General features: G+C 39.4%; 21 protein-coding genes and 2 rRNA genes (1 of these 23 only partly in view). 9 read left to right on the top strand and 14 right to left on the bottom strand.

The features are described from left to right. The first annotated feature begins 15 nt into the window (after positions 1-15). From MHI04_RS00730 to MHI04_RS00705, 6 genes are all read left to right on the top strand, one after another. Complete coding sequence (locus MHI04_RS00730) at positions 16-930, top strand: DMT family transporter (RefSeq protein ID WP_036124953.1); 915 nt, start codon at positions 16-18, stop codon at positions 928-930. A gap of 199 nt (positions 931-1129) precedes the next feature. Then, positions 1130-2236: an extracellular solute-binding protein gene (locus tag MHI04_RS00725; protein WP_036124955.1), complete on the top strand. Its 1107-nt coding sequence runs from the start codon at positions 1130-1132 to the stop codon at positions 2234-2236. A gap of 83 nt (positions 2237-2319) precedes the next feature. Further along, the gene (locus MHI04_RS00720) at positions 2320-3390 is read left to right on the top strand and encodes an ABC transporter ATP-binding protein (RefSeq protein WP_036124956.1); all 1071 of its coding nucleotides are present in this window, start codon (positions 2320-2322) and stop codon (positions 3388-3390) included. A 12-nt stretch (positions 3391-3402) separates the two neighbouring features. Continuing rightward, entirely contained in the window at positions 3403-5124 is a 1722-nt protein-coding gene (locus MHI04_RS00715) for an iron ABC transporter permease (protein ID WP_342535251.1), read from the top strand. 27 nt (positions 5125-5151) lie between these two features. Beyond that, a complete protein-coding gene (gene argH, locus MHI04_RS00710; RefSeq protein WP_058843774.1) occupies positions 5152-6666 on the top strand; it encodes an argininosuccinate lyase in 1515 nt (504 codons plus the stop codon). Continuing rightward, the gene (locus MHI04_RS00705) at positions 6663-7610 is read left to right on the top strand and encodes a BadF/BadG/BcrA/BcrD ATPase family protein (RefSeq protein WP_058843775.1); all 948 of its coding nucleotides are present in this window, start codon (positions 6663-6665) and stop codon (positions 7608-7610) included. The genes argH and MHI04_RS00705 overlap by 4 nt, the downstream gene beginning before the upstream one ends. Before the next feature lie 460 nt (positions 7611-8070). On the opposite strand, the gene MHI04_RS00700 is transcribed toward MHI04_RS00705, so the two are convergent. From MHI04_RS00700 to MHI04_RS00685, 4 genes are all read right to left on the bottom strand, one after another. Further along, entirely contained in the window at positions 8071-9375 is a 1305-nt protein-coding gene (locus tag MHI04_RS00700) for a transglutaminase domain-containing protein (protein ID WP_342535249.1), read from the bottom strand. 90 nt (positions 9376-9465) lie between these two features. Further along, a complete protein-coding gene (locus MHI04_RS00695; protein ID WP_342535248.1) occupies positions 9466-10602 on the bottom strand; it encodes a transglutaminase domain-containing protein in 1137 nt (378 codons plus the stop codon). Between the two features lie 255 nt (positions 10603-10857). Beyond that, a complete protein-coding gene (locus tag MHI04_RS00690; RefSeq protein WP_036125888.1) occupies positions 10858-11118 on the bottom strand; it encodes a metal-sensitive transcriptional regulator in 261 nt (86 codons plus the stop codon). Positions 11119-11203: 85 nt separating this feature from the next. Beyond that, on the bottom strand, positions 11204-11911 hold the full coding sequence (locus tag MHI04_RS00685; RefSeq protein WP_058843778.1) for a glycosyltransferase family 2 protein: 708 nt from the start codon (positions 11909-11911) through the stop codon (positions 11204-11206). A gap of 239 nt (positions 11912-12150) precedes the next feature. Here MHI04_RS00685 and MHI04_RS00680 point away from each other — a divergent pair, with 239 nt between their 5' ends. Then, positions 12151-14067 carry a tetratricopeptide repeat protein gene (locus tag MHI04_RS00680; RefSeq protein WP_342535246.1) on the top strand — a complete coding sequence of 639 codons (1917 nt, stop codon included), beginning with the start codon at positions 12151-12153 and terminating at the stop codon, positions 14065-14067. A gap of 176 nt (positions 14068-14243) precedes the next feature. Here the strand turns inward: MHI04_RS00680 and MHI04_RS00675 are convergent, their stop codons facing one another. The 6 genes from MHI04_RS00675 to MHI04_RS00650 all read right to left on the bottom strand — a co-directional run bounded on the left by MHI04_RS00675 (position 14244) and on the right by MHI04_RS00650 (position 19301). Then, entirely contained in the window at positions 14244-14648 is a 405-nt protein-coding gene (locus MHI04_RS00675; RefSeq protein ID WP_058843779.1) for a hypothetical protein, read from the bottom strand. A gap of 73 nt (positions 14649-14721) precedes the next feature. Next, on the bottom strand, positions 14722-16095 hold the full coding sequence (locus tag MHI04_RS00670) for a HAMP domain-containing sensor histidine kinase (RefSeq protein WP_340812393.1): 1374 nt from the start codon (positions 16093-16095) through the stop codon (positions 14722-14724). Further along, complete coding sequence (locus MHI04_RS00665) at positions 16092-16763, bottom strand: response regulator transcription factor (RefSeq protein WP_089933926.1); 672 nt, start codon at positions 16761-16763, stop codon at positions 16092-16094. The genes MHI04_RS00670 and MHI04_RS00665 overlap by 4 nt, the downstream gene beginning before the upstream one ends. A 73-nt stretch (positions 16764-16836) precedes the next feature. Beyond that, a complete protein-coding gene (locus tag MHI04_RS00660; RefSeq protein ID WP_058843781.1) occupies positions 16837-17934 on the bottom strand; it encodes a DUF5808 domain-containing protein in 1098 nt (365 codons plus the stop codon). Positions 17935-17938: 4 nt separating this feature from the next. Further along, positions 17939-18334: a GntR family transcriptional regulator gene (locus MHI04_RS00655; RefSeq protein WP_036126599.1), complete on the bottom strand. Its 396-nt coding sequence runs from the start codon at positions 18332-18334 to the stop codon at positions 17939-17941. Between the two features lie 73 nt (positions 18335-18407). Next, positions 18408-19301, bottom strand: a complete 894-nt coding sequence (locus tag MHI04_RS00650; RefSeq protein ID WP_036126611.1) for a LysR family transcriptional regulator — start codon at positions 19299-19301, stop codon at positions 18408-18410. A 129-nt stretch (positions 19302-19430) separates the two neighbouring features. Here MHI04_RS00650 and MHI04_RS00645 point away from each other — a divergent pair, with 129 nt between their 5' ends. Continuing rightward, positions 19431-20096, top strand: a complete 666-nt coding sequence (locus MHI04_RS00645; RefSeq protein WP_340812392.1) for an O-methyltransferase — start codon at positions 19431-19433, stop codon at positions 20094-20096. 240 nt (positions 20097-20336) lie between these two features. Here MHI04_RS00645 and aceB read toward each other — a convergent pair whose 3' ends face one another. Further along, the gene (gene aceB / locus MHI04_RS00640; protein ID WP_271912042.1) at positions 20337-21935 is read right to left on the bottom strand and encodes a malate synthase A; all 1599 of its coding nucleotides are present in this window, start codon (positions 21933-21935) and stop codon (positions 20337-20339) included. Positions 21936-22047: 112 nt separating this feature from the next. Next, positions 22048-23331 carry an isocitrate lyase gene (aceA, locus tag MHI04_RS00635; RefSeq protein WP_036122155.1) on the bottom strand — a complete coding sequence of 428 codons (1284 nt, stop codon included), beginning with the start codon at positions 23329-23331 and terminating at the stop codon, positions 22048-22050. A gap of 214 nt (positions 23332-23545) precedes the next feature. Here aceA and MHI04_RS00630 point away from each other — a divergent pair, with 214 nt between their 5' ends. After that, complete coding sequence (locus MHI04_RS00630; protein WP_342535245.1) at positions 23546-24217, top strand: LytTR family DNA-binding domain-containing protein; 672 nt, start codon at positions 23546-23548, stop codon at positions 24215-24217. Positions 24218-24455: 238 nt separating this feature from the next. On the opposite strand, the gene rrf is transcribed toward MHI04_RS00630, so the two are convergent. Then, positions 24456-24571: ribosomal RNA gene (rrf, locus tag MHI04_RS00625) — 5S ribosomal RNA — on the bottom strand. 185 nt (positions 24572-24756) lie between these two features. Further along, positions 24757-26376 (bottom strand): 23S ribosomal RNA (locus tag MHI04_RS00620) (it continues 1308 nt past the right edge of the window).

The raw sequence follows: 26376 nt of genomic DNA, 5'->3' as shown, positions 1-26376 counted from the left end.
GTGAAATATTTATATATGAAAACAAATTTTATTTACCCTCTTTTGATTGTCATTGCTTCTAGTAGCTACGGTATATTGTCAACGATTGTCAAAGTAGCTATGCAGCATGGCTTTACAACATCAGAGGCAGTATCAAGTCAGTATATAATTGGCTTTTTACTCGTTGTAGCCATTTTTATTTTTACAGACAGAAAATTACCGAGTCCATCCAAAAAGGGCTTACTTATTTTAATTTGTGCTGGAATTTTTACTGGGACGACAGGAATAGTGTATGGAGAATCTTTAAAATATCTACCCGCTTCTCTTGCGGTAGTCATGCTATTCCAATTTACATGGATTGGTCTGCTAATTGATTGTGCCCTACACAAAAGATTACCCAGTCGACCTGAAGTAATTTCGATCATTATCTTATTTGCAGGAACTATTTTAGCTGCTGGTGTATTAAATGTAGATTTAAGTGGCATCCCTATCCAAGGGTGGCTATTTGGCTTTGCAGCAGCCTTTACCTTTGCTTGCTTCATTCAATTCAATTCGCGGCCTGTCGAGGGAGTTACTACGACTTCTCGGGTATTAATCGTTTCCTTCGTAGCCCTTATTATGATTAGTATTTTCCTTAGCCCTGAGGTTATTTGGAATGGCCAATTATTCATGCAAGGCTTATGGAAATTTGGACTAGCACTAGGTCTTTTCGGTATCATTTTACCAATTTACTTATTTTCAATCGCTATTCCTAAAGTCGGTGGCGCGCTAGCTTCCATTTTAAGTGCCATCGAATTACCAGTTGCCGTTACAGTTTCGGTTATTGTTCTGCATGAACCTTTAACCGCTGTACAAATCGTAGGGATTATTCTCGTTATTGCTGGTATGATGCTGCCAACCATTATTGCACAACGGCAACAAAAAGACAGCTTATTAGAAGCCCATTCATAAATCGACAAAAAACTCCTTAAAAATGGAATGATTCCTTTTTAAGGAGTTTTTTTGAATTTTGCTGAAATCGCATTGCTTACTGTTAAGTACTTAGCTATGATGAAGACAAATGTAATTTTTTAATAATTCTAACATTAATCTTATCCTTTCGTATTATACTGCAATATGCAAGTACCTTACTTTATGAAAGGAGAAGATGATGAAAAAAACCCGCATTCTTGGTTTTTTCCTTGTGTTGATGTTTTTAGCTTTAGCTGCTTGTAACGGCAATAATCAGCAAAATTCTACAGATGGTGCAGCAAATAAAGACAAAACATCTGATGGTGATAAAACAGAAGTGGCAGCAACGACACCTTCAGGAAAGCTTGTCATTTACACAGGTCGTGATGAAGAAATGGTGCAAAATGTGATCGATCAGTTTAATGAAAAATACCCAGACATTGAGGTCGAGTTTTTAACGATGGGGGCACAGCAAATTTTAGAGCGCCTCCGCGGTGAAAAGGCCAATCCTCAAGCAGATTTTTGGTGGGGTGGAACGCAATCCGCTCTCATTGTTGGAGCAAATGAAGACTTATTGCATGCTTGGCAGCCTAGCTTTATCGGTGCCATTGATGCCTCACACAAAGATGCAGATGGACGTTGGTTTGGTGAGATGTTGCTACCAGAGGTCATTATGATTAATAGTGATTTACTGACAAAAGAAACAGGGCCTCAGGACTGGGATGACCTATTAGATCCTAAATGGAAGGATCAAATTCTAATTAGAGGTGTGCTTGCGTCAGGTACAATGCGCACAATTTATTCCTCTATGATTGTACGACAGGGAGACGATTCACCTGATAAAGGCTATGAATGGTTATTACAATTAGATGCTAATACAAAGGAGTATACACAAGATCCTAATGCCTTATATTTAAAGCTAACACGACAAGAAGGTAGTGTTTCTTTATGGAATTTGCAAGATATTTTATTAAAGAAATATACGACTGATTATCCTTTTGATTATATTTATCCAAAAAGTGGTGCACCTATTTTAGTAGATGGTGTAGCCGTTGTAAACAATGCGAAAAACTTAGACAATGCAAAACTATTTGTAGAGTTCTTATTTGAAAAAGAAATGGTGACACAATTGGCGAACGATTATTATCAAATTCCTACACGTTCTGATATCGATAAGGCTTCCATGCCAGAATGGTATCAGGAATTAGATTTAAAAACGTTCGATATTGATTGGCAGCTAATGTCTGACAAAGAAGCTGAATGGATGGAATATTGGGATAACAATGTAAAAGGGCGCGGCAAATAATAAAATAGGTAAAAATTCGACTTGTGCTGCGAATTTTTACCTTCCTGTATCATCTGCATTCTTTGTTAGAGAGGAGTTTATGATTGAGAAGTGTCAAAATTGAAAATGTCTCAAAGCAATTTGGTCAAGTGTATGGCGTGAATGATATAAATCTTGAAATAAAAGCAGGGGAATTTTTTACTTTTCTCGGTCCTAGCGGCTGTGGCAAAACAACCACTTTAAGGATGATTGCAGGCTTTTATTACCCTTCTAAAGGTAAAATTCTTTTTGACGATCGAGATGTCACTCGACTTCAGCCCAATAAACGCAATATCGGTATGGTATTTCAAAATTATGCTCTTTTTCCTCATATGACGGTTGATGAAAATATTGCCTTTGGTTTACAAGTGCGGAAATTTTCAAAGACCGAAATTCAATACAAGGTTGACCGCATTAGAGGACAAGTACATCTAGCAGCTTATGGTAACAGAAAAATAAATGAACTATCTGGTGGACAACAACAACGGGTTGCTTTAGCTAGAGCGCTTGTAATTGAGCCAGATATTTTATTACTGGATGAACCTCTATCCAATCTAGATGCTAAATTGCGTGAGGAAACACGTATTGAAATCAAACGAATTCAATCTGAGCTTGGCGTTACAACAATTTACGTTACCCATGATCAGATGGAGGCAATGGCTATGTCGGATCGAATCATGGTCATGGAGAATGGTTTGATCAAGCAAATTGGGACTCCTCAAGAAATTTATCATCAGCCTGAAGATCGTTTTGTAGCTAACTTTATTGGTGAAACCAATTTAATCGAAGGCACTATACAAGCCATTAATGGTGAAAATGTACAAGTGAGAACCTTAAATGGACATCTTTTGACTGGGCGAAAGCAACAAAGCTCCCCCTCTTTAACGCATATGATTGGAGACAAAGTGTTTATTTCTATTCGACCGGAGTCTATTCAACTAGGTACTGGTGATAATACGTTAACAGGAAAAATTACATTTGTTGAATTTACAGGTATTAGCGTCAATTACATTGTAGATTTTACGGCATTTTCACTTAAAGTAATGATTATTAATTCTTATGACCAAATAAAGAAAATCGGTGAAGACATTACAATCAATATGGCTCATGATTCACTGTACTTATTAGGGGAATAGGAGGAAGCCAATATGGGAAAACAGTCTGTCAATGCCTCTCAGGAAAGCGCGTGGACACGAATTTTTCAATCCAATTGGTTTGTTTATATTTTAATATCGCCATTATTTTTAGTGTTGTTCGCCTATGTGGTTTACCCCTTCTATCAAACATTTATCCAAAGCTTTGCTGGTGATGAGGCTTTCTTTCACTATAAAAAATTTTTTGATCTGGCGAGCCCAGCAAACTTAGAAGCTTTATGGACCAGTATTTATATTTCGATCATCAGTGTTATTTGCTGTGCATTCGTTGGGGTTACGATGGCCTTTTTACTGGAGCGCTATAATTTCCCAGGAAGGCGTACACTGTCTATTTTAGTATTAGTTCCTATGGCACTTCCTCCTCTAGTGGGTGTACTTTCTTTTTCATTTTTATATGGCGATAGCGGTATTTTCCCTCGAATCTTTCAGCATCTATTCGGATTAGACCATGTACCGTTTGCATTGAAAGGCATTTGGGGAGTTGTCGTCGTTCATACCTTCACGATGTATACGTACTTCTACTTAACAGCTTCAGCTGCTATTAAGGGGCTCGATCCTGCTTTAGAAGAGGCTGCAACCAGTCTAGGTGCAGGGCGTATTCGCGTATGGACAAAGGTTATTCTACCAATGCTGACACCTTCCATTGTCGCTTCGTCCTTATTAGTGTTTATGATCTCAATGGCTTCCTATACAGCACCTTTAATGTTTGGTGTAGAGCGCACCATGACGATGCAAATATATTTATCACGTACAAATGGCAATCTTGAGATGGCTGCAACACAGTCGATGATTTTATCCTTTGTATCTATTACCTTTTTAATCATCATGCGTTGGTATCAGAATCAGCGAAATTATCAAAATCTCAGTAAGGGTATCAGTGTTCATCGTTCTGAGGTATCCTCTAAAAAAATTAAAGTTATGGCAACAATCGCATCCTTTGTTGGGACATTCATATTAATATTGCCGATATTAGTTTTGATATTGATATCTTTTTCTGTTGATGGTGCTTGGAAAACGCAAATTCTCCCGACCGACTATACGATCGATCATTATATTGCTCTTTTTACTGATGAGCGTACATGGCGACCTATTTGGAATTCCATTCAAATGGGTGTCATAGCAACAATCGGCAATATCATTTTTGGTGTCGCTGCTGCTTATGCTATGGTTCGGTTAAACTTTAAAGGGAAAACATTGCTCGATATTTTGATTATGGTACCTTGGGCTTTACCTGGTACTGTTGTAGCGGTCAATTTAATCGCTGCCTTTAGTACAGAAAGTATTTTTAGTTTCAATCAAGTATTGATCGGTACATTTTGGATTTTGCCATTAGCGTATTTTATTCGACATTTACCACTTGTTTTTCGATCTACTTCCGCCTCTCTTGTACAACTAGATCAATCGATTGAAGAGGCTTCACGTGGCTTAGGCGCCAATTGGTGGTATACATTTAGGCGGATTGTCGTACCGTTAACATTCACCGGAATTTTAGCAGGGACACTCTTAGCTCTCGTGCAAAGCTTTGGTGAGTTTGTTGCATCCATTCTAATATACAGTACATCCACTATTCCATTGTCTGTAGCGATATTCCAAAAATTATATGCATTTAAATTTGGGACCGCCTGTGCTTATGGTGTCTTACAAATTTGCTTAATTTTAGTTGTTCTTATTATTTCTGAAAAACTATCAAAAGGCAGTGCTGGTACAGCCATCTAGCTGCCAATCTATTAGGGGGCCATTACAATGTTTGAAGATTTTCGCAACAAAACGCAGCGGGAAGATGGGATGATATTCCCTTCTAACATCTATCGGAAAATTGTCTTACAGCCAGCTTATGATGAGGCGAAGAAAAATTTTTTAACAATCATGCTACAAATTAATATTGCTCATTTAAAAATGTTAGAAGAACAAGGACTCGTAAAAAAAGATGAAGCGAAACAAATTGGGATAGCTCTAAAAAAAATAGATTTAAATTATTATCGTTTAGAGGATTACAGTCCCCAATATGAGGATTTATTTTTCCGCATTGAAAATAAACTAATCGAGCTTGCTGGTGATGTTGCAGGAAATCTTCACATTGGCAGAAGTAGGAATGATATGGGGATCGCCATCTATCGTATGACCTTAAGGAAAAAACTATTATTATTAATGAACGAGTTACTAACATTACGTGATGACTTAATCGCGGCTGCCGAGGAACATATAGATACCATCATGATTGGCTACACGCATACACAGCAGGCTCAGCCCACAACCTTTGCCCATTATTTAAAAGCTGTTATTGACCAGCTTGAGCGTGATTTTGAGCGGATGCAGCATGTCTATAAAACTGTCAATCGCAGTAGTATGGGGGCGGCTGCCTTAACAACGACAGGCTTTAATATTAGTAGAGAACGGATGCGTGATCTACTGGCATTTGATGATATTATCGAAAATGCGTGGGATGCTGTTGCAGGCGCAGATTATATTGCTGAAGCGGCAAGTATTGTACAGCTGGCTGCACTCAATCTCGGCCGTACATCTCAGGATTTTTTATTATGGGCTACCCAGGAATTTAATGCATTCACACTCGCAAGTCCATATGTCCAGATAAGTTCCATAATGCCTCAAAAACGTAACCCTGTTTCCGTAGAGCATACACGTTCATTACTATCTGCGGTTGTTGGAGATGCAAGTACAGTATTACAAATGGTACATAATACACCGTTCGGAGATATCGTCGACACTGAAGATGATATGCAGCCCTATTTATGGCGTGCCATTGACCGTTTAAATGGTATTTACAAGTTATTTGGTTCTCTTGTTGTCACAATGGATGTTAATAAAAAGAAATTAAGAAACCGTGCAGAGAATAGCTTTGCCAATGTTACAGAGCTTGCAGATACATTAGTGCGTTCAGAGGGGATTTCATTCCGCCAAGCACATAGTATTGTTAGCAAATGTATTAAAGTTCTACTTGCCCATGGCGAAGAATCACTAGCAAGCCTTACATGGGGCCTTGCCAATACACAATCTAAATTGATTACGGGAAAGGAATTAGCTATTTCAGAAGAAGACTTTTATAAAACATTAAAGCCAGAATCTTTTGTTGGTGTGCGAACATTGCTAGGTGGCCCAGCTCCAGCCACAATGAAAGCAGCGCTCGAACGTTCAAAAATGAATGCTCAAAACCTTTATGAATGGGTCCGCTTAAAGGAAAATTCTATTATACAAGCGGAAAAGGAATTAACAGCCTTTCTTGAGGAATGGAATCAATGAAGGATTGGTTATTGATTATTGACGGTGGAGCAACAAAAACAGCATGTGCGGTCGTTCATGCTGAATCTGGTGACATTCACTATTCTACAACAATGCAAGGCTCTAATTATCAAGCCATTGGTGTCGAATCAGCTACAGCAAGATTACAAGGACTTTTAGCAAATGTACAAACATTTTTGCAAAAGTACCCCCATTCTCAAATTGCTGTAGCTACCTTTGCGTTAGCTGGCATTGATTCTCCTAAGGATCATGCCACAGTAACGGCCATTGTTCAAAATGCCCTAAAGGCCACACAACTACAAATCAAGACGCTAATTATTGAAAATGATGCGGAAGCTACACTACTTGGTGTGACTGCTGGACAGGCTGGTGCATTACTCATTGCCGGAACAGGAGCCATCGCCTATGCCTATGACGGGCAACGAATTGTACGTGCAGGAGGTTGGGGACATCGAGCTGGTGATGAGGGAAGTGGATATTGGCTAGGGCAGGAAGTAGTAAGAGCTGTATTTAAAATGGAGGATGGTCGTGGTGAACCAACAATCTTAAAAGAAGCCGTCTATCATTTTTTAAATATACAGGATGTAACAGAGCTTGCGGAATGGTTATTCCATCCATCCTATACGAATGCACAGCTGGCCAAGATGAGCTCATTTGTAGCAAAGGCAGTCGAGCAAGAAGATGCTTGCGCCATGCAAATATCACTACAGGCTGCCTACGAATTAGTTCTTCTAGCAAGCGCTGTATTGAAAAAAATGGGCTATCAGAATGGACCATTTACACTTTATTGTAATGGTGGTGCCATCAAGCATAATCCACTCATTTTAAAGACTTTTACGGAGGAAATCACCTTACTATATCCACAAATTGATATTAAACTTTGTCAGCATCAGCCTATTACTTATTTGATTGAACGTACAAAAAGGGCATATGACTATTTATAAGTCATTGCCCTTTTCATAGTGTAAAAAAACAAAACCATCTATTTTGTGAAAGATGAAGATGGATTTCCGTTGCAGGCTACTTGCTTTCCCGTGGGCTAGCGCCGAGCCGCTTCGTGTTTAGAGGCTCGCCAGTCTCGCGGGAATCGAGTAGCCTTCCGCTCCACCTCACAAAAGATTATCTTTTTAGAAAAAATTCCTAAGTAAAGTGAAGGCGTTCACTACTTATTTATTGAGAGGTGTGAACTAATCACTTCTCCACATTGAAAATAAGAGCCTATCCTTTCTCTAATTATACAAATATTTTGTTCGCTACGGCTAGTATAAAAGAGAAGGAAAAGACACCTTTGCCACATGGATTTAGTGAACTGCCCCCCGGGAAGGACGCTGGCAGAACGGAAATTACCCCCTCGCCTTTCAACATGGCTGTTTGTGCCGTTGACATCACCTTTTTTATGTTAAATTAGAGAGCCATTCTCTTCAATTCATTCGTTGTGAAATAGAGGAAGCCATCCTTCACAAATATATCCTTTGTATCTTCCCTATTTAGTACCTGTTCTCCACTACCGTCTGGACGAATTTTTGTTAAATACGCCCCCCGAGAGTAATTACTAAAGTATAGCCACCCATCCGAGTAAACGATGTATTGTGCACGAGTATTTGTGACACGCTTTATTTTACCTGTCTTTATATCAAGCACATACAACTTATTGTCATCAGAGATATTACTAAAATATAATTGATCGCCAGCCTGTGCTGGGAAGTCTATATCATGATAATAACTATACATTGTGCTTGTTGCCTTTGGATAATCCTCAGCAATCCACGTGTGATCTTTCGCCATTGTACGATCGTCTACTAAAAAGTATTGGTAACGAATGGCACCTTTGCGATCTGGTACTGGATCATTCCATGTCGTATCAAGGTGATACCACTGTCCATCCAGCTTGACCAAATTCCACGCATGTCCCTCTTGGCCGACATAGCCCACGATATATTTTGTTTCAATTCCCAGTTTTTGAAGCATCGAGTGAGCTAGTAAAGCATAGCCCTGACATACTCCCCCATGCTCGGCAAGTACGGTATAGGCACTATGTGGACTAGAATTTGTTTGATCTGTATAGGCAGTATTAGCGACAATATAGTCATTGACTGCTCGTACCTTTTCTACTTCTGTCATAGAGTCTTTACTGATTTTGTTGATGATTTCTTGGACATTCATCTCGACAAAGGCAGCCTGTTCTGGCGTCATTAAATAGCTCTGCTCTCCAAAAATAGTTGCCTTATTTCGCCCATATTCATAACGAATTGAATGCTTACTAACATGACCATAAACATAATCATCTCGTTCAATAGCATTGTTGTAGGCCTCTTCCACAATTTGTTCAATTCGTTGTGTATTACCTTTATATTGAATTTCAAACTTCGGTGAAAAACTACTATAATATGCATACATGGCATCAGCCATCTCTTTGGCATTTGTCACGACTAGCTTCGTTTCTGGTTTCTGAATTGGCGGCGCTTTAGGTGCTACCTCCGCTTCATGTATATCTTCTATAGGTATGGCTGTTTCTATGGAGGCGTCGTCTGAAAGTCTAGCAGTAACATCTACGATTTTCTCCTTTGTTGAAAGAAGCATTGTTTCTATTTCGTCATTATTTGTCCAATCCAGCACCTGCTGAACGACTGCCTTACCAGCCATATAAATGGGATCAATAAAAATAATAATAATGGCAATAATAGCTAATTTCTTCCACAAATTCCTCACCTCCAACCGTCTTCTTTTCATTATATACAAAAAAAGCACAAAGAACTCACTTAAGGGTCCAATTGTGCTTGTTAATATTTGTTTGTTGACTTAATTAATTTTAAGTTTATATTCTTTAGTATTCATAGTATACAGCAAATCATTGTCATTGATCTTTAAATTCGTTACTGGCTGCTTAACTAGCACTTCAGCTTTTAATGTTTTCAAATTCAGCTTTGTCAAATACCCACCGTTACTGTAATCACTATAGTATAGATAATCATTAGTTCCAGTAATATACAATGCACGTTTATCTAATACTTTTGTCTTTTTCCCACTAGTCATATCCAGCTTATACAGTTTATCGTTATCTGCCGTATTGCTAAAATAAACAGCATTATTTAACTGATACGCAAAATGAACATTGTGCATATAACTGTATTTTGTGCTTGTAGCAGTAGGATAATCGGCTTTAACCCAAGTGTGATCTTTGTTAAGCTGACTGTCCGTCACTAAAAAATAGTCATATGAAGCAGCACCAACACGATTTGGCAAAGGATCATTCCATGTTGTATCTAAATGATACCATTTTCCATCTACCTTTACTAAATTCCAAGCATGTGCCTCGTTCCCATTCACAAAGCCTATAACATATTTTGTCTCTATCCCAGATTGCTCTAACAAGGCTTGTGCAGCTAATGCATAACCTTGACACACAGCTTGTCCTTCAAAAAATAAAGCATAGGCACTATGTGGGCTTGCCTTTGTTTTTGTTCCATACATCGTATTCGATACAATATAATCGTTAATAGCCTTTACTTTTTGGAACTCTGTCATAGAAGGTTTGATAATATTTTTCAGTATTTGATTAATCTTTTTTTGTACAGCTACTTCTTGTGTTTGATTCGTCAGATACTTCACTTTATACGTTACATTTCCGAGAGAATCTGCAGAAACCGTCATACTTTCGAAATGTCCACTTGCATAAACAGCTTGTTGTTTAGCCTTTTCAAATGCATCCATCATTTCTTTTTTGAAATCACCCATCGGGCCTGTATACGTAAATTTTATTTCCGTCTCGAAATTTCGCATTTGCTTAGCAAGCTCTTTTGTCAATTGATCCCAAGTAACTACTGTTGAGTTAGCTACCACAGGATAAATTTGGGAAGTAATTTCTGTTTGTTTTGCATAGGCAGCAGTTGGGCTTAACATCAATAAAGTTGCTCCACATAACAACCATTTTTTCATCACTAATCACCTTCCCTTTGAATCTTTTGTTACTATTTAGCATAACAAAGAAAGTACCTACTAAGCTATCATACAAGTTCACTAACTAAGACTTTCATCTAAAAATATATCAACACTTACATGATATAAAATACCTAAGAACTAAATATAATTCTCGAATATAACTATTTTTTTGCAAAAAAATAAAACTCACCCCATTCATAGTGAGTTTTATTTAGATTCAGCTACTATTTTTTGTTCCGAAAATCGAGGTAATTATCTACTTTTCACAACCAAATTAACGGCTTCCTGAATGGCTTCATTCATTTTTTCGTCATCACCTTCAGCATTTTGGACACATTCTAATAAGTTTGTACTGACAATAACACCAACTGTACGATCTACAGCAGAGCGTACAGCCGATAGCTGTGTAATGACTGCCTTACAGTCCTTACCTTCCTCCATCATCTTCAAAATACCACGTAGCTGGCCTTCCATCCGTTTCACACGATTTTTCACTTGATCTGAATATTCCATAAACATTGCTCCTTCTTTCTATACTCGCTACGTCCTCATGAGTAATCGTTATTCTTTATCCTAGCTCATTATTTCAAATTTAAACCTAGCCATTCCTTGGTTTTAAATAATTCATCAGCATTCTTGTGATTATAGTGCTTGCATTGGTTATTTCATCGTACTGGATAATTGTATTTTTCTTTAAACGTAATTGCCCAATCTCTACCTCAAAAATTGGACACTTTCTTTTCAGTGCCGCAACTAGCATATTTGTATCATAATCATAGCGTTCGCCTTTCACCTTCATCAGCCAAGGCAACTCATTTATCGATATATATCGCAAACCCGTTTGTGTATCCATTAATTTTCGATGATACAGTAACTCAAAAAATAGGCTTGTTGCACGATTTCCCCAATAAGAAAGAAATGAACTATCGGCAGAATGGAAATTACGTACCCCTAGCACAATACCTTCTGAAAACACCTTTGTCATCGTTAAGACAAGCTTAACATCTTGCAGTGCATGCTGCCCATGTGCCCCCACTGTAAGGACACCATGACACTTTCCTTTTTGCTCTCGGATAAATGCAAAGGCTGTCTTCAATGCACCACCTTTTCCAATATTGCGATCATGCTGCAATACTTGACAACGATCAATTTTATTTAGATCTTCAAAAATATCTTTATATCTTTGATCACTCCCATCATTGACAATGACAATTTGTGTAATGGTCGTTGCTAATAATTGATGTACATAGGTAATGAGTGATTGTTGTGGATTATATGCTGGAATAATAGCTGCAATATTTTTCATTTCGATCCCCCACCTATAGGCTGACGGGCTCTCCGTAGCTACGAATTTCCCTTATATCAAATAGTATCATGTCACAGCAACAATTCAACTGATGAATCCCATTAAAACTTATCAATAATATAGATTTTTCTCCGATATATGTACAAAGAGATTTAGAAGAGGGGCTTTCAACTGGCTCGAAGAAAATTAGACGCAATGATGCCGAGGCATCATTGATGAAAGAGGTGAGGGTGATTGTTATGCATTACGAAATTCTTGAAGAACAATGTCAGAAATTAAAGCAGCTGTCCTTCACAAAATTAGCAAAAAACCTACAGGATGCAAGTTTGCTCGCTATTTCAAACCCAGCTACATCTTTACAAAAATCTCTTTTTGTATTGGAAGAAATTCTTTATGAGATTTATCGGCTGGAAATGCATACTGAACCTAAAACGAAAAATATCCGTACACTATTAAATAATCGAAGTTTTGTAGCGCAAATTCACCCTCGTCGGATTTATTTATTAATGAATTTAGTTCATAAAATGACAAGTCATAATAGTAACGACATTGTGGAAGCCAAAGCGGCAAAAATTGTTTTGGATTATCTTAGCGATATTGTGGAATGGTTTATGAAACGCTATGATCGTAGTTTCAAGTCAGCAAGTCTAACTCCTCACACTACAGAGCTTCCAACCATATTGGATAAGAACATACTCCAGCACAATCAATCGCCAGAGGCTTATACACATGCAGCCAAATGGTTTGAAAGGGCAGCGCAAAACGGTGATGCCAGTGCACAATATAATTTAGGAACTCTTTACAATCACGGGCGAGGGGTGAAAAGGGACTATAAACTTGCGAAAGTATGGTATGAACGAGCTGCCGCACAAAATGACGCAAATGCCCACTATAGTCTAGGCGTACTCTTTCATTTAGGGCATGGGGTTGGACAAGATTATAAGGAAGCCGCGCACCATTATCAAATTGCGGCAGATCTCGGAAATGCAGATGCACAATATAATTTAGGTGTCCTTTATAATCAAGGTCTAGGCCTTTCGCAAAACTTTCATGAAGCGGCTAAATGGTATACTTTAGCAGCCAACCAAGGCAATACAAGTGCTCAAAACAATTTAGGCTTCCTTTATCATAATGGCACAGGTGTCGAGCAAAGCTACGCAGAGGCCATCGCTTATTTCGAAATGGCTGCCTTAGCGGGCGATGCCAGTGCACAGTATAATCTCGGCTATATGTACCTTAAAGGTCGTGGTATTGTTCAAAACCTTGAAGAAGCGGCGAGATGGTTTCATATGGCTGCTTTACAAGACCATGTGAACGCAGAGTTTCAATTGGCTATGCTCTACAATACGGGACAAGGAATGACGAAGGATCATCTAGAAGCCTTAAAATGGTTCAAGCTAGCAGCATATAAAGGACATTTAAATGCACAGTACTGTCTCGGCTTACTGTATGAAAAAGAACAGGATCTTGTTTCAGCAGAAAAATGGCTTCTACGAGCAGCTGACAATGGGCATATTAGTGCCGGCTTCGAGCTAGGTCGGCTTTATGTCTATCAGCAAAAACAGCCTGCTAAAGCTATGTCATACTTTAAAGTTGCTGCTAACAAAGGCTATGCTGATGCTCAGTATGAACTTGGTCTATTACTGACATCAGGAGTTGATGTACCTATAAACTATACAGAGGCTGTAAAATGGTGGCGAGCCGCAACGGATCAGTCACATATTCAAGCGGAGTATCAATTAGGCTTACTGTATGAGCAGGGATTAGGAGTTGCTATGGATCTTGAAGAAGCACGCAGATGTTATCGACTAGCTGCTATTCAGGGCCATGCAGGTGCTCAATATCAACTTGGTAATTTATTTGATAAAGGGAAAGGTGTTAAACAGGATTACACGGAGGCAGCTAAATGGATTGAACAAGCAACGTCACAAGGGCATATAAAGGCACAATATCAACTAGCTCAAATGCACATTCATGGACAGGGTGTACCGAAAGATTTTGCAAAGGCTGCCCAGCTTTATCGATTGGCTGCTAATCAAGGACATCAAAAGGCTCAATTTCAGCTTGGTATGCTCTACAAAAAAGGGCATGGGGTTGCACAAGATTATCAAGAGGCTGAAAAATGGCTGAAAAAATCGCTTGAAAATATTAAATAGACAGTTTAAAACCTACCGTATCATGAATTGTGATACGGTAGGTTTTTCTCTTGCTTCGGCATTCATCTCCTTTTTCTATAGTGGGAGATGAATATTTTTTCTCAACAGATTTTTACAGGCAAAATCGAAAAATTTTGGATACATTGTTTATCTGCGCGCTAGAAATGCGTAATGGATTAACTTTTTATATAGTCTTGTTGATGAATCATGAATGTTACTATAATAAATAAGGCAAAGCTGATTAATAGCGTAGTTCCACCTACAATAAAGAAGATTAATGTAAATGTACTACCAAAATTAAATGGATTTATATTGTAAAACCACATGCCAACTGTTAAACCCAAAACACCAAGAATAGCTGTCCAACCGTGAATGGCTACTAATTTTTGTGATTTCACTTTGAAGGCTCGATAAAAAATGCCCCATGCAAACATACTTAGCCAGCCGACAAGTAAAATATGTGCATGGATTGGTCTATATTCATAACTACCTGATCCTGACATATGTGAACCTAAATACGTACCGATGAAAGCAAAAATAGCCGCTAATCGAATAAGACGTATACTCCACTTCTGTTCCATACGAAAACTCCCCCTAAGCTTGTTTCAACTAAGTAGCAGTTTAACGTGTGAACATGAACTTTACATGAACTCCTTATGACAAGACTGGTAAATGAATATAAACCTTTGTACTGACATGCATCGTACTTTCCATCTGAATAGTACCTCCGTGTAGCTCTACAATCTGTTTGACAATTGCTAGTCCTAGACCTGTTCCTTGCTTTGTCCTGGAAGCATCTGCGCGATAAAAGCGGTCATATACTTTGGCTAATTGATCTGTCGTCATCCCCATCCCATTGTCCTCCACAAGGATTTCAAGTGAAGTAGATTTTTTCTGTAATTGTAGATGTATTTGTCCACCCTCTACATTATATTTAATAGCATTCGTCAGCAAATTATCCCACACATTTTGTAAAAGTCCTGCATCACCAGCATAACTAATTGGCTCTAGCTTGTAGGCTATTTGAAGCTGTGCCTCTTCTATTTGCCAGCGATATTTTCGCACAGTCTCCCTCAATTGTTCGTCTAATCGGTACGGCTCACGTTTTACGATTCTTGTCGATTGGTCGAGAGATGTTAGTAATAATAATTGCTTGGTTAATGTAGATAAGCGCTTTGTTTCCAACTCGATGATCGCTGCATACTCCTGTCTTTCCTGCTCAGTCAGCAGCGGATTTTTCAGGAGGTCAACATAGCCTTGAATATTTAACAAAGGCGACTGAAAATCATGCGATACATTACTAATAAATTCCTTTCGTATACGATCATTTTCTTGTAATTTCTCGGTCATCCTATTAAAGCTTACAGCTAATTGACCAATTTCATCTGCACTATCAATATCTAACACCGTATCAAACTTTTCATGCGCAAGCTGTTGAGTTGCCGCCGTTAGCTTTGTAATCGGACGAATTAATGCTTTAGCAAACAATAGCATTGCTAGTAAACTCAGTACTGTCATAACCAACATTAACCCTGCAAGTATCGTATGCACTTCCGAAAATAATAAGCGAATATCAGGTCTTATAAATAATGCATATGGCTTGTTTTCATACGTAAATGGCACACCAACTGTATTAATCAATTCATTAGCGAAAAATCCTGTCACAAAGGTTTCTTTAGGGAAGTCTCGCATACCATGATAGGTTTCTCCTTGTAAAACGCGGTCAACAACAGATGCTGACAATGTTTTATCACGATAGTCTCCACCAAAAAAATACCCTTCCTCGCCTGATGTTACATATATTTGATAGCCAATTTCACCCAGTGTCTTCAAATAATTATTTAAATCCTCTGGCTTCGCTGTTTCAATATAATGAACGATATCCTTTGCTATGTTTACGTTTTTTGCATCATTCTTTTCTTTTACCACTTGATGATAATACGTATTCGTTGCTAAAAAACCAATACATAGGCTACCAATCATCACTAGCATCGTCGTCACAACAAATTTACTGTATAAAGTTTTCATGTTGTCTCCTCTAGCTTATAGCCAACACCTCTTACGGTTGTGATTTCAACAGCCGTGTCATAGCGATTTAATCTTTCACGAATTCGCTTCACATGAGTATTCAACGTCTGTTCGTCTCCTTCATAGTCATAGCCCCATACTTGCTCCATAATATAGCTTCGCGTAAATACTTGGTGAGGGCGTGATGCCAATAAAGCAAGTAGTTCAAATTCCTTTAAAGGTAATATAAGTGTATCCTCTCCTATGACAACTTCAAAGCTTCGACGATCAATCACTAATTTGCCTACTTGGAAAGTTACTTGATTTTTCTTATCCAATCTCCGTAAAATAGCTGCTATACGAAACAATAATTCCTTTGGCTCAAAAGGCTTTACAACATAATCATCTGATCCTGCTAAAAAGCCACGCTCTTTATCCTCAAGCTCGCCTTTCGCTGTTAATAATAAAACAGGAATGTCATAATCTTGCGTTAAAGTCTCGGTTAATGTAAAACCATCCATCCCCGGCATCATCACATCGACAACAGCTAAATCAGGCAGATTCCCTTCTAGTAAGGCTAATGCCTGCTGTGCATTTTCTGCACATAGTACCTGATAGCCTTCCCTTGTGAGATAAATAGTAACTAGCTGTAAAATATGAGCATCGTCATCGACAACAAGAATTTGCATCTGCCTACCTCCAATCAATAAGAAAAAAACTCGCTCATATGGAACGAATTTTTCATCACAAATTACTATTATTTTATAACGAGAATATGGAAATCAACAGTAATAAAAGAAAAGGCAAACCAATAACAATATAACCTCTTGGATTTGCAAGGTTCATGGTCCAACCTACTCCAAAACGTTTCTCTACAAAAACGGAAGGGTCCTGTCGATTCATATAAATTAAGCCGCCTTTCCAATAACGATCTTCATCTACATCCATTACCTGTGAATCAACATTATCTTCATAACGCACTCTATGTTTACGCTTTTTCAAAATATAAATAAATAGTGAACCTAACACAACAGCTAGAAATAAAATAAATACTGGTAATAGCTTATAGCCAACAATCATGGAAGGATAAATATTGCTTAGTTGTAAAACCGTTAATAGAATGGTTAAGGCATAGCTCATCAGCAATATTTGCCAACTCATGTATTTTCGAGTCTTTAGCTGATCTTCCAACGATTCAGCTTTGCGGTTTACAGCTAATTTAATAGCAGAACGTTTAATAGAATCGGTAATTCCCCACATCATACATTGCATCATTAGCATAACAAGCGGCAGCGAAATAGCCGTAAAATAAGTCTTGTTTCTCCAAGCATCTGCTTCTCCACTTGGTCCCCAATGTACGGCTATATCATTTGGCATTAGGTCGTAATGGAGCAATGTGTAAATGATTAAAAACACCGCTATCCCTATAGGTACAGCAAAAAATGTCCAAGGAATCATTGCATCACGGCTTCGAGCAGTTAAATCAACCGCTCGTACTTGTTTAATATTTACGCCCCACTGCTCCTGCCTTTTCAACGTTGATACCTTGTGATGATTTATCCAGTACAGCACCATACTTACGGTAAGCATACTAAACAAACAGCTTAGTAAAACGATACTTTGAGTGGATTCAGAAGAAGCTAGACGATTGTAGCACATCAACATAATGATTAGAAATACTATGCCTGAGCCTCCTACCAATTGAACATACTGTTTTTTCAGCTTAGCTAATGCGAGATGCTTAATATGCTGATCAGGTACAGTAACCCCAAAAACAATAGTCTCTCTTACAATATAAGGAACCACCATTTGCATAGCTAATGTCATGATGTAGATTGTTGTAAAAACACCCAGTAGCATCTTGCTACACTCCCTCTGCTGGAATTTGCAAATCAGCGAATACCTTTTTCATCATGTGCTCAATTTGTTCTACTGTTGCGCCGAGCACCATTCCTTCTGCTACAACAGGCTTTAAATTCTTTTCGATTTGTCGTAGCTGCTCAGGTGACAAAGCTCTCTCCTCAGTTGAACTAATAATAGCTCCTGATTTCGGTCGAATAACAATAATTCCTTTCGCTTCTAATTCATGATAGCTCTTATTAACAGTATGCATATTCACACCTAAATCAGCAGCTAACCCTCGCACAGATGGTAGGGTATCGCCTGGTTTCATTTCGCCTCTTGCAATACCTTCAATAATTTGACGTGTCACCTGCTCATAGATCGGTACGTCTGATTGTGGCTCTATTTGAATAAACATGTTTATCAGCTCCAAATTTGTTATATAACTAGTATAACAAATTTACTGCAATAATGCATGAGATACAAGCTTATTAAATTGGGGAATTTCTAATTGTTTCAATAAATTTTTGCACAAGCATATTTTGTTTCTCGTTATTTCTCGTACAAATAGCGATTTTATGTTTAATAGCATGTATATCCTTTACATAAACCCTTGCCAATTGGCCACTCTCTACATACTCTCGAACTGCAAGGGAAGAAATAAAGTTTGCACCATAGCCTGCCATGACCGAGCGAATTGTTTCATTGATGCCATTAAATTGGAGGGCAATTTTCGGTGGTTTCACTTGGTATGTTTGACATAACGAAAACAGATGCTCTCTCATCGAGCTCCCTTCTTCCCTCATAATAAAAGGCTCCTGAAACATTTCAACCAATGTAATGGATTGATGTGCAAAGCGATGATTTGGAGACACAACAAACCATAACTCATCCTCATATAATTCATCCCACTCGATTTCTTTCGGCCTTTCAGACATTCCTCCACCATATATCGCAATATCCGCCTTATAGTTTATTAGTTGTTCAAAAGCGTCCTTCGTATTGGTTGTTGTAATCATTAAATCCACCTGTTCATTTGCAGCCTTGAAAGTAGCTGCCCATTTTGGAATTAAAAAATTGGCAGGCAGATAGGTAGCCACAATATGTAAATTCCCTGCTTTCGCCAAACGGTAATTTTCGATAAATGTTTCAATATGCTGTTCAAGAGCAATAAAATTTTGAGCTTTCTCTGCTAGAGCTTCACCAACTTCTGTTAGTACTACACCACGCCCTTGTTGCTTAAATAATTGGACTCCTAGTTCATGTTCAAATCGCTTCATTTGACTTGAAACGGCAGGTTGGCTAATACACAAGATCTCTGCAGCTTTAGTGAAGCTACCTGTAGTAGCAACCTGATAAAATAATTTTAAGCTATGACTGTTGATGATTTCACCCCTATTCATAATATAAAGTTATGTATAAATAATAATAATATATTTTTATTATGATTTATTCTATCATACACTTTATTGGCAAGCTTGCACTTTAAAATATAGGGAAATGAGGACTGTATCATGACAGAGTTAAATGTTTGGAAAAATGTAGATGACTATTTTATGGATAAGCTTCTACCAGAAAACGAACACCTTGATGCTGTACTACAGGCTAATAAAGAAGCAGGTATTCCAGAGATAGATGTATCCCCTACTCAAGGGAAACTATTATATTTACTAGCTAAAATAAAAGGAGCAGCAACTATTTTAGAAATTGGCACACTTGGTGGCTATAGCAGTATTTGCTTAGCGCAGGCTCTTCCTAAAGAAGGGAAAGTAGTGACTTTAGAAATTAATGAAGAGTTTGCCTTAGTTGCTCAGCAAAATATAGAGAGGTCTGGCTATAAGGAACAGGTTGAGATCATTTTAGGAAACGCCTTAGATTCATTACCAAACTTGAAAAAAGCAGGCCATTTATTTGACTTTATTTTTATTGATGCCGATAAGCCTAATAACCCCGCTTACTTGAGGTGGGCGTTAAAACTAGCTCATCCAGGCGCCATCATCATCGCGGATAATGTAGTTCGTAATGGTGCGGTAACTGATGAAATTAGTGAAGATGAACGTGTCAGAGGCGTACAGCAATTTATAGATTTACTAAAAGAGGAACCTAGAATTGAAGCAACAGCTATACAAACAGTTGGTGTGAAGGGGTATGACGGCTTCGTACTAGCCATTGTAAACTAAGACGGAAAAAAATCCGCGTAAACTGCTGCAGCAGCTACGCGGATTTATTTCAAAAAAGATGCCCTACAGCTCCCCATCTAAGCTAATAAGACATCTTTTCCCCCTTAAAACCTCTTAACTTTTATTTAGACCCCTTTTAATTCGATCATGCTTATCTCTTTCATTTAACGGGGGAACAGACCCCGTCACGTTATGTTAGTAGAATTAGGAAAGTTGAATATGTTAATAGTAGATTTTATCTTATGCTAATTTTTCATACCCTGGAAGTGTCAAGAATTCCGCGAACTCATCTTGCTCAATTAAAGATTTAAACAGTTCAGCAGCTTCTTCATAGCGACCACTGTTATAGGCTTGTTCCCCAACAGCCTCTTTAATTTTCACAAGCTCTTCTTCCAATATCTCTAAGACAAACGCTAACGTAATGCCACGTCCATCATCTAAAATACCTTTAGGATGACGAATCCATTGCCATACTTGTGTTCGAGAGATTTCTGCTGTTGCAGCATCCTCCATCAAGTTATTTATAGGTGCAGCACCGTTACCACGAAGCCATGAAGCAATATACTGTACACCAACACTGCAGTTAATACGAAGACCTTCAAGCGTAATTGTCCCTTCTGGTACAGCTACTAAATCTTCTGCCTTTACATGTACATCTTCGCGTTTTTTATGAATTTGGTTAGGAGTTGTCATAATAGCATCAAATTGCTCCATTGCAGTTGCCACCATACCTGGATGTGCTACCCAAGTACCATCATGTCCCTCTGTTGCCTCACGACGTTTATCTTCTGCAACCTTTGCAAATGCCACCGCATTCGCCTCATCATCATTTTTAACAGGAATTTGTGCAGCCATACCGCCCATTGCTGGTGCATTTCGCTTATGACATGTCTGTATACATAAAGACGTATAAGCCTTCATGAAAGGTACAGTCATCGTTACTTGGCCACGATCTGGTAAAATAACGTCAGCTTGATTGCGAAGACGTTTAATATAACTGAAAATATAATCCCAACGGCCACAATTCAGACCAGCTGAATGTTCACGTAGCTCATATAAAATTTCATCCATCTCAAACGCTGCTAAAATCGTTTCAATCAAAACAGTAGCTTTTATAGTCCCTTGTGGGATGCCAATATAATCTTGGGCAAACACAAAGATATCATTCCATAGACGAGCCTCTAAATGACTTTCAAGCTTCGGTAAATAGAAGTATGGCCCAGTACCTTGTGCTAGTGCATTTTTCGCATTATGGAATAGATATAACCCAAAATCAAAGAAACTCCCTGAGATCGGCTCTCCATCAACAAGCACATGCTTCTCAAGCAGATGTAAGCCTCGCGGTCGAACTAACAGCACTGCTGTTTCAGTATTTAATGTATACGTTTTACCATTGGAGGCTTGCGTAAACTCAATCGTCTTATTAATAGCATCACGCATATTAATTTGACCACCAATCATATTTTCCCACGTTGGAGAGGATGCATCCTCAAAGCAAGCCATAAACATTTTTGCACCAGAGTTTAAAGCATTAATCACCATTTTTCGATCAACAGGACCTGTAATCTCGACACGGCGATCTTGCAAGTCCTTTGGAAGTGGTGCAATTGTCCAATCACCTTCACGAATACCTTTAGTCTCTGGTAAGAAATCCAGTTTCTCTCCTGTATCAAGACGATTTTGTCTTTCCTGGCGAGCGTTCAACAGCTCCTTACGACGAGCATCAAAATTTTTATGCAAGGCAAGAACAAACTCAAGAGCTTCAGGTGTTAAAACTTCCTTCGTTTGCTCGTTTTGTTCTCCAACAATTTTAAGCTTACCTGTCGTTGCCTGTTCCATTAGTTGTTTACCCACCTTTGCTATTTTAGTTTCGTCATCCTCCGCCTTAGGAGGAGCGGAGGAGACTACTCTATGATTATGAATTTAGGAAAACACGTAATTCAATCAAGACTTATACAAACTGTTCAGTTTCAGTTGAACCTGCCATTGCCGTTGTAGAAGAAGTACCTCCAGAGATAACTTGAGAAATTTCATCAAAGTATCCAGTACCTACCTCACGTTGGTGGCGTGTAGCTGTATAGCCTTTTGATTCTGAAGCAAACTCAGCTTGTTGCAGCTTAGAATATGCAGCCATACCATTATCTTTATAATCGTGTGCAAGCTCAAACATAGAGTGGTTTAGTGCATGGAAACCTGCTAATGTTACAAACTGGAATTTATAACCTAGCTTACCAAGCTCACGTTGATACTCTGCAATTTCCTCTTCTGAAAGGTTTGCTTTCCAGTTGAATGATGGTGAACAGTTGTATGCAAGCATTTTACCAGGGAACTCTGCATGAATGGCCTCAGCAAATTCACGAGCTTCTTCTAGTGATGGTTTAGAAGTTTCACACCAAATTAAGTCTGCATATGGTGCGTAAGCTAAACCACGAGCAATTGCTTGTTTAATACCTGCTTTTGTACGGAAGAAACCTTCAGGTGTACGTTCACCAGTTATGAACTCCGCATCACGTGGATCAATATCTGAAGTAACCATATCCGCAGCATCGGCATCTGTACGCGCAATTAAAATTGTATCTACGCCCATAACGTCTGTTGCTAAACGAGCAGCCACTAAGTTACGAACAGCGTTTTGCGTTGGCAGTAAAACTTTACCGCCTAGATGTCCACATTTCTTTTCTGAAGCTAATTGATCTTCTAAGTGCACACCAGCTGCACCAGCTTCAATCATGCCTTTTACAAGCTCAAATACGTTTAGAGGACCACCAAAACCTGCTTCAGCATCTGCTACGATTGGTGCAAACCAGTCAAATTGATCGACACGTCCTTCAGCATGATCAATTTGATCGGCACGTTGAAGTGCTTGGTTGATTCTTTTTACTACTGCTGGTACAGAGTTAGCAGGATATAACGATTGGTCAGGATACATTTGACCAGAAAGATTTGCATCCGCAGCCACTTGCCAGCCTGATAGATAGATAGCCTTTAATCCAGCCTTTACTTGTTGTACCGCCTGATTACCTGTTAATGCCCCCAATGCATTAATAAATGGTTCTTCACGTAACGAATTCCAAAGTCGAGTAGCACCTTTTTGCGCCAATGTTTGTTCAATTATCACAGTGCCCTGTAATTTAACAACCTCTTCAGCTGAATATGTGCGTTCAATACCAGCCCAGCGTGGGTTTTCAGCCCATTGTTTTTCTAAAGCTTCGATTCTTTCTTGACGAGTTGACATATTGAAATTCCACCTTCCCCTTTGTGTACAATATACTCTGTTAAAAAACTTTTAATTAACTGTTCCATAACAGGTTTATTTGTTGTAAATTAATATATAACAGAGTGTTTGAATTTTCATTATTTTTGGATAAAAGACCATTTTTTTGGGATGAAACTACTTTTTTGAGCGATAAAATTTGGAAGACTGTTTACAAACAAGGGGGATATTCACAATGAACAATGAGTTAAAATCTTTTGGAAATGATATTTCACAACAGTATATTTTAATGTTGCAGGACTGGGTTCCTGCGAATTCATCCATTGCAATTGCTGTTGAACATTCTTATATTTATTTTCACCCAGGTCATCAAGATATTCAGTTAAAGATAGGTCAACAAGTAATGCCTGGGAGTATTGCAGAGCAAGTGTTACGCACTCACAAAAAAACAGATGCCATATTAGATAATTCTTTATTCAATACGCCCTATTATGGCATTGGCTATCCCATATCCATTCAAGATAAGCCAGCTGCATTAGTTGTTATCTTACCATCCACATTCACTATGAAAAAAGCAGAGCCATTCCAATTTTTAACGGGGAAACAAGAGGAGGAGTGGAATCCAGTAGCAATAAGTAAAATATCTCATATAGAAAGTCTGCAGAAAAAAACTTGGTTTTATGTAGATAAAGAACAGTTTAAAACGGGGATTACACTAAAAGAGCTGCAATTAAGGTTGCCATCATACTTTATTCGTATTCATAGATCCTATATTGTAAATATACATTTCATAAAAAAAATGGCCCGAGATCTAACATCAAATTTTATTATTACATTAACCGATGGAAGTGAATTGCCAGTAAGTCAATCCTATATCAATAATCTTCGAAGTGCTCTTGAATTTTAAGTGCGAAGACTGTCTTTTCAATTATTTTTGTAACGAAAGCAAAGAATCACTCCTCTATAGGGGATAATCATTGCTTATTTTGTTGCTATTTTTAGCAGATGTTCACATGCGATGAATCAAGCTAAATCATCAAGCGGATGTCACAGATTTTGAAGAAGAATTTTTCTAATGAGCTTGAAAAATCTAACTAGAAGAACCAAAAAAGACCAGAGAAATTATTCTCTGGTCTTTCACAATTGCCTAGCGACGTCCTACTCTCACAGGGGGAAGCCCCCAACTACCATCGGCGCTAAAGAGCTTAACTTCCGTGTTCGGTATGGGAACGGGTGTGACCTCTTTGCCATCATCACTAGACTATGGTCGGCTTTCAATATACATCGCATTTCTTCGTCAGCTTCTGTCGTTCAGTCAGTCACGTACTTGAGTACGCTCCTTTACTCTCTCCATTGCTTCCTCGAACTACTCGTATCTTGAAACCCTTCATAAAAGAAATTATTCTTTCAAAACTGGATAAACGTGCATTGAATGGTTCAAACGTTTTGGTTAAGTCCTCGATCGATTAGTATTCGTCAGCTCCATGTGTCACCACACTTCCACCTCGAACCTATCTACCTCATCGTCTTTGAGGGATCTTACTTACTTGCGTAATGGGAAATCTCATCTTGAGGGGGGCTTCATGCTTAGATGCTTTCAGCACTTATCCCGTCCACACATAGCTACCCAGCGATGCCTTTGGCAAGACAACTGGTACACCAGCGGTGTGTCCATCCCGGTCCTCTCGTACTAAGGACAGCTCCTCTCAAATTTCCTACGCCCACGACGGATAGGGACCGAACTGTCTCACGACGTTCTGAACCCAGCTCGCGTACCGCTTTAATGGGCGAACAGCCCAACCCTTGGGACCGACTACAGCCCCAGGATGCGATGAGCCGACATCGAGGTGCCAAACCTCCCCGTCGATGTGGACTCTTGGGGGAGATAAGCCTGTTATCCCCGGGGTAGCTTTTATCCGTTGAGCGATGGCCCTTCCATGCGGAACCACCGGATCACTAAGCCCGTCTTTCGACCCTGCTCGACTTGTAGGTCTCGCAGTCAAGCTCCCTTGTGCCTTTACACTCTACGAATGATTTCCAACCATTCTGAGGGAACCTTTGGGCGCCTCCGTTACCTTTTAGGAGGCGACCGCCCCAGTCAAACTGTCCGCCTGACACTGTCTCCTGCCCCGCTAAGGGGCATGGGTTAGAATTTCAATACAACCAGGGTAGTATCCCACCGACGCCTCCTTCGAAGCTGGCGCTCCGAGATCTCTGGCTCCTACCTATCCTGTACAAGTTGTACCAAAATTCAATATCAGGCTACAGTAAAGCTCCACGGGGTCTTTCCGTCCTGTCGCGGGTAACCTGCATCTTCACAGGTACTATAATTTCACCGAGTCTCTCGTTGAGACAGTGCCCAGATCGTTACGCCTTTCGTGCGGGTCGGAACTTACCCGACAAGGAATTTCGCTACCTTAGGACCGTTATAGTTACGGCCGCCGTTTACTGGGGCTTCAATTCGCAGCTTCGCTTGCGCTAACCACTCCTCTTAACCTTCCAGCACCGGGCAGGCGTCAGCCCCTATACGTCACCTTACGGTTTTGCAGAGACCTGTGTTTTTGCTAAACAGTCGCCTGGGCCTATTCACTGCGGCTCTCATGCGCTTGCACGCTCAAGAGCACCCCTTCTCCCGAAGTTACGGGGTCATTTTGCCGAGTTCCTTAACGAGAGTTCTCTCGCACACCTTAGGATTCTCTCCTCGACTACCTGTGTCGGTTTGCGGTACGGGCACCTCTCACCTCGATAGAGGCTTTTCTTGGCAGTGTGAAATCAGGAACTTCGTCCATACGGACTCGCCATCACAGCTCAACGTTACAGTGTGCGGATTTGCCTACACACACGCCTTACTGCTTGGACGCGCATAACCAACAGCGCGCTTACCCTATCCTACTGCGTCCCCCCATTTCTCAAACGGTGAGGAGGTGGTACAGGAATATCAACCTGTTGTCCATCGCCTACGCCTATCGGCCTCGGCTTAGGTCCCGACTAACCCTGAGCGGACGAGCCTTCCTCAGGAAACCTTAGTCATACGGTGGACGGGATTCTCACCCGTCTTTCGCTACT

The organism is Lysinibacillus sp. FSL K6-1151, from assembly GCF_038630755.1.
Taxonomy (GTDB): Bacteria; Bacillota; Bacilli; order Bacillales_A; family Planococcaceae; genus Lysinibacillus; species Lysinibacillus fusiformis_D.
The sequence above is the reverse complement of the archived record's forward strand: the minus strand, read 5'-3'. Positions and strand labels throughout refer to the sequence as shown.

Bases quoted from the DNA above. Each gene is read 5' to 3' on its own strand.
- aceA (WP_036122155.1), bottom strand. From the start codon at position 23,331: ATGTCAACTCGTCAAGAAAGAATCGAAGCTTTAGAAAAACAATGGGCT.
- MHI04_RS00655 (WP_036126599.1), bottom strand. From the start codon at position 18,334: ATGTTTATTCAAATAGAGCCACAATCAGACGTACCGATCTATGAGCAG.
- MHI04_RS00665 (WP_089933926.1), bottom strand. From the start codon at position 16,763: ATGCAAATTCTTGTTGTCGATGACGATGCTCATATTTTACAGCTAGTT.
- MHI04_RS00670 (WP_340812393.1), bottom strand. From the start codon at position 16,095: ATGAAAACTTTATACAGTAAATTTGTTGTGACGACGATGCTAGTGATG.
- MHI04_RS00730 (WP_036124953.1), top strand. From the start codon at position 16: ATGAAAACAAATTTTATTTACCCTCTTTTGATTGTCATTGCTTCTAGT.
- MHI04_RS00715 (WP_342535251.1), top strand. From the start codon at position 3,403: ATGGGAAAACAGTCTGTCAATGCCTCTCAGGAAAGCGCGTGGACACGA.
- argH (WP_058843774.1), top strand. From the start codon at position 5,152: ATGTTTGAAGATTTTCGCAACAAAACGCAGCGGGAAGATGGGATGATA.
- MHI04_RS00725 (WP_036124955.1), top strand. From the start codon at position 1,130: ATGAAAAAAACCCGCATTCTTGGTTTTTTCCTTGTGTTGATGTTTTTA.
- MHI04_RS00705 (WP_058843775.1), top strand. From the start codon at position 6,663: ATGAAGGATTGGTTATTGATTATTGACGGTGGAGCAACAAAAACAGCA.
- MHI04_RS00630 (WP_342535245.1), top strand. From the start codon at position 23,546: ATGAACAATGAGTTAAAATCTTTTGGAAATGATATTTCACAACAGTAT.
- MHI04_RS00695 (WP_342535248.1), bottom strand. From the start codon at position 10,602: ATGAAAAAATGGTTGTTATGTGGAGCAACTTTATTGATGTTAAGCCCA.
- MHI04_RS00660 (WP_058843781.1), bottom strand. From the start codon at position 17,934: ATGCTACTGGGTGTTTTTACAACAATCTACATCATGACATTAGCTATG.
- MHI04_RS00675 (WP_058843779.1), bottom strand. From the start codon at position 14,648: ATGGAACAGAAGTGGAGTATACGTCTTATTCGATTAGCGGCTATTTTT.
- MHI04_RS00680 (WP_342535246.1), top strand. From the start codon at position 12,151: ATGCATTACGAAATTCTTGAAGAACAATGTCAGAAATTAAAGCAGCTG.
- MHI04_RS00645 (WP_340812392.1), top strand. From the start codon at position 19,431: ATGACAGAGTTAAATGTTTGGAAAAATGTAGATGACTATTTTATGGAT.
- aceB (WP_271912042.1), bottom strand. From the start codon at position 21,935: ATGGAACAGGCAACGACAGGTAAGCTTAAAATTGTTGGAGAACAAAAC.
- MHI04_RS00685 (WP_058843778.1), bottom strand. From the start codon at position 11,911: ATGAAAAATATTGCAGCTATTATTCCAGCATATAATCCACAACAATCA.
- MHI04_RS00690 (WP_036125888.1), bottom strand. From the start codon at position 11,118: ATGGAATATTCAGATCAAGTGAAAAATCGTGTGAAACGGATGGAAGGC.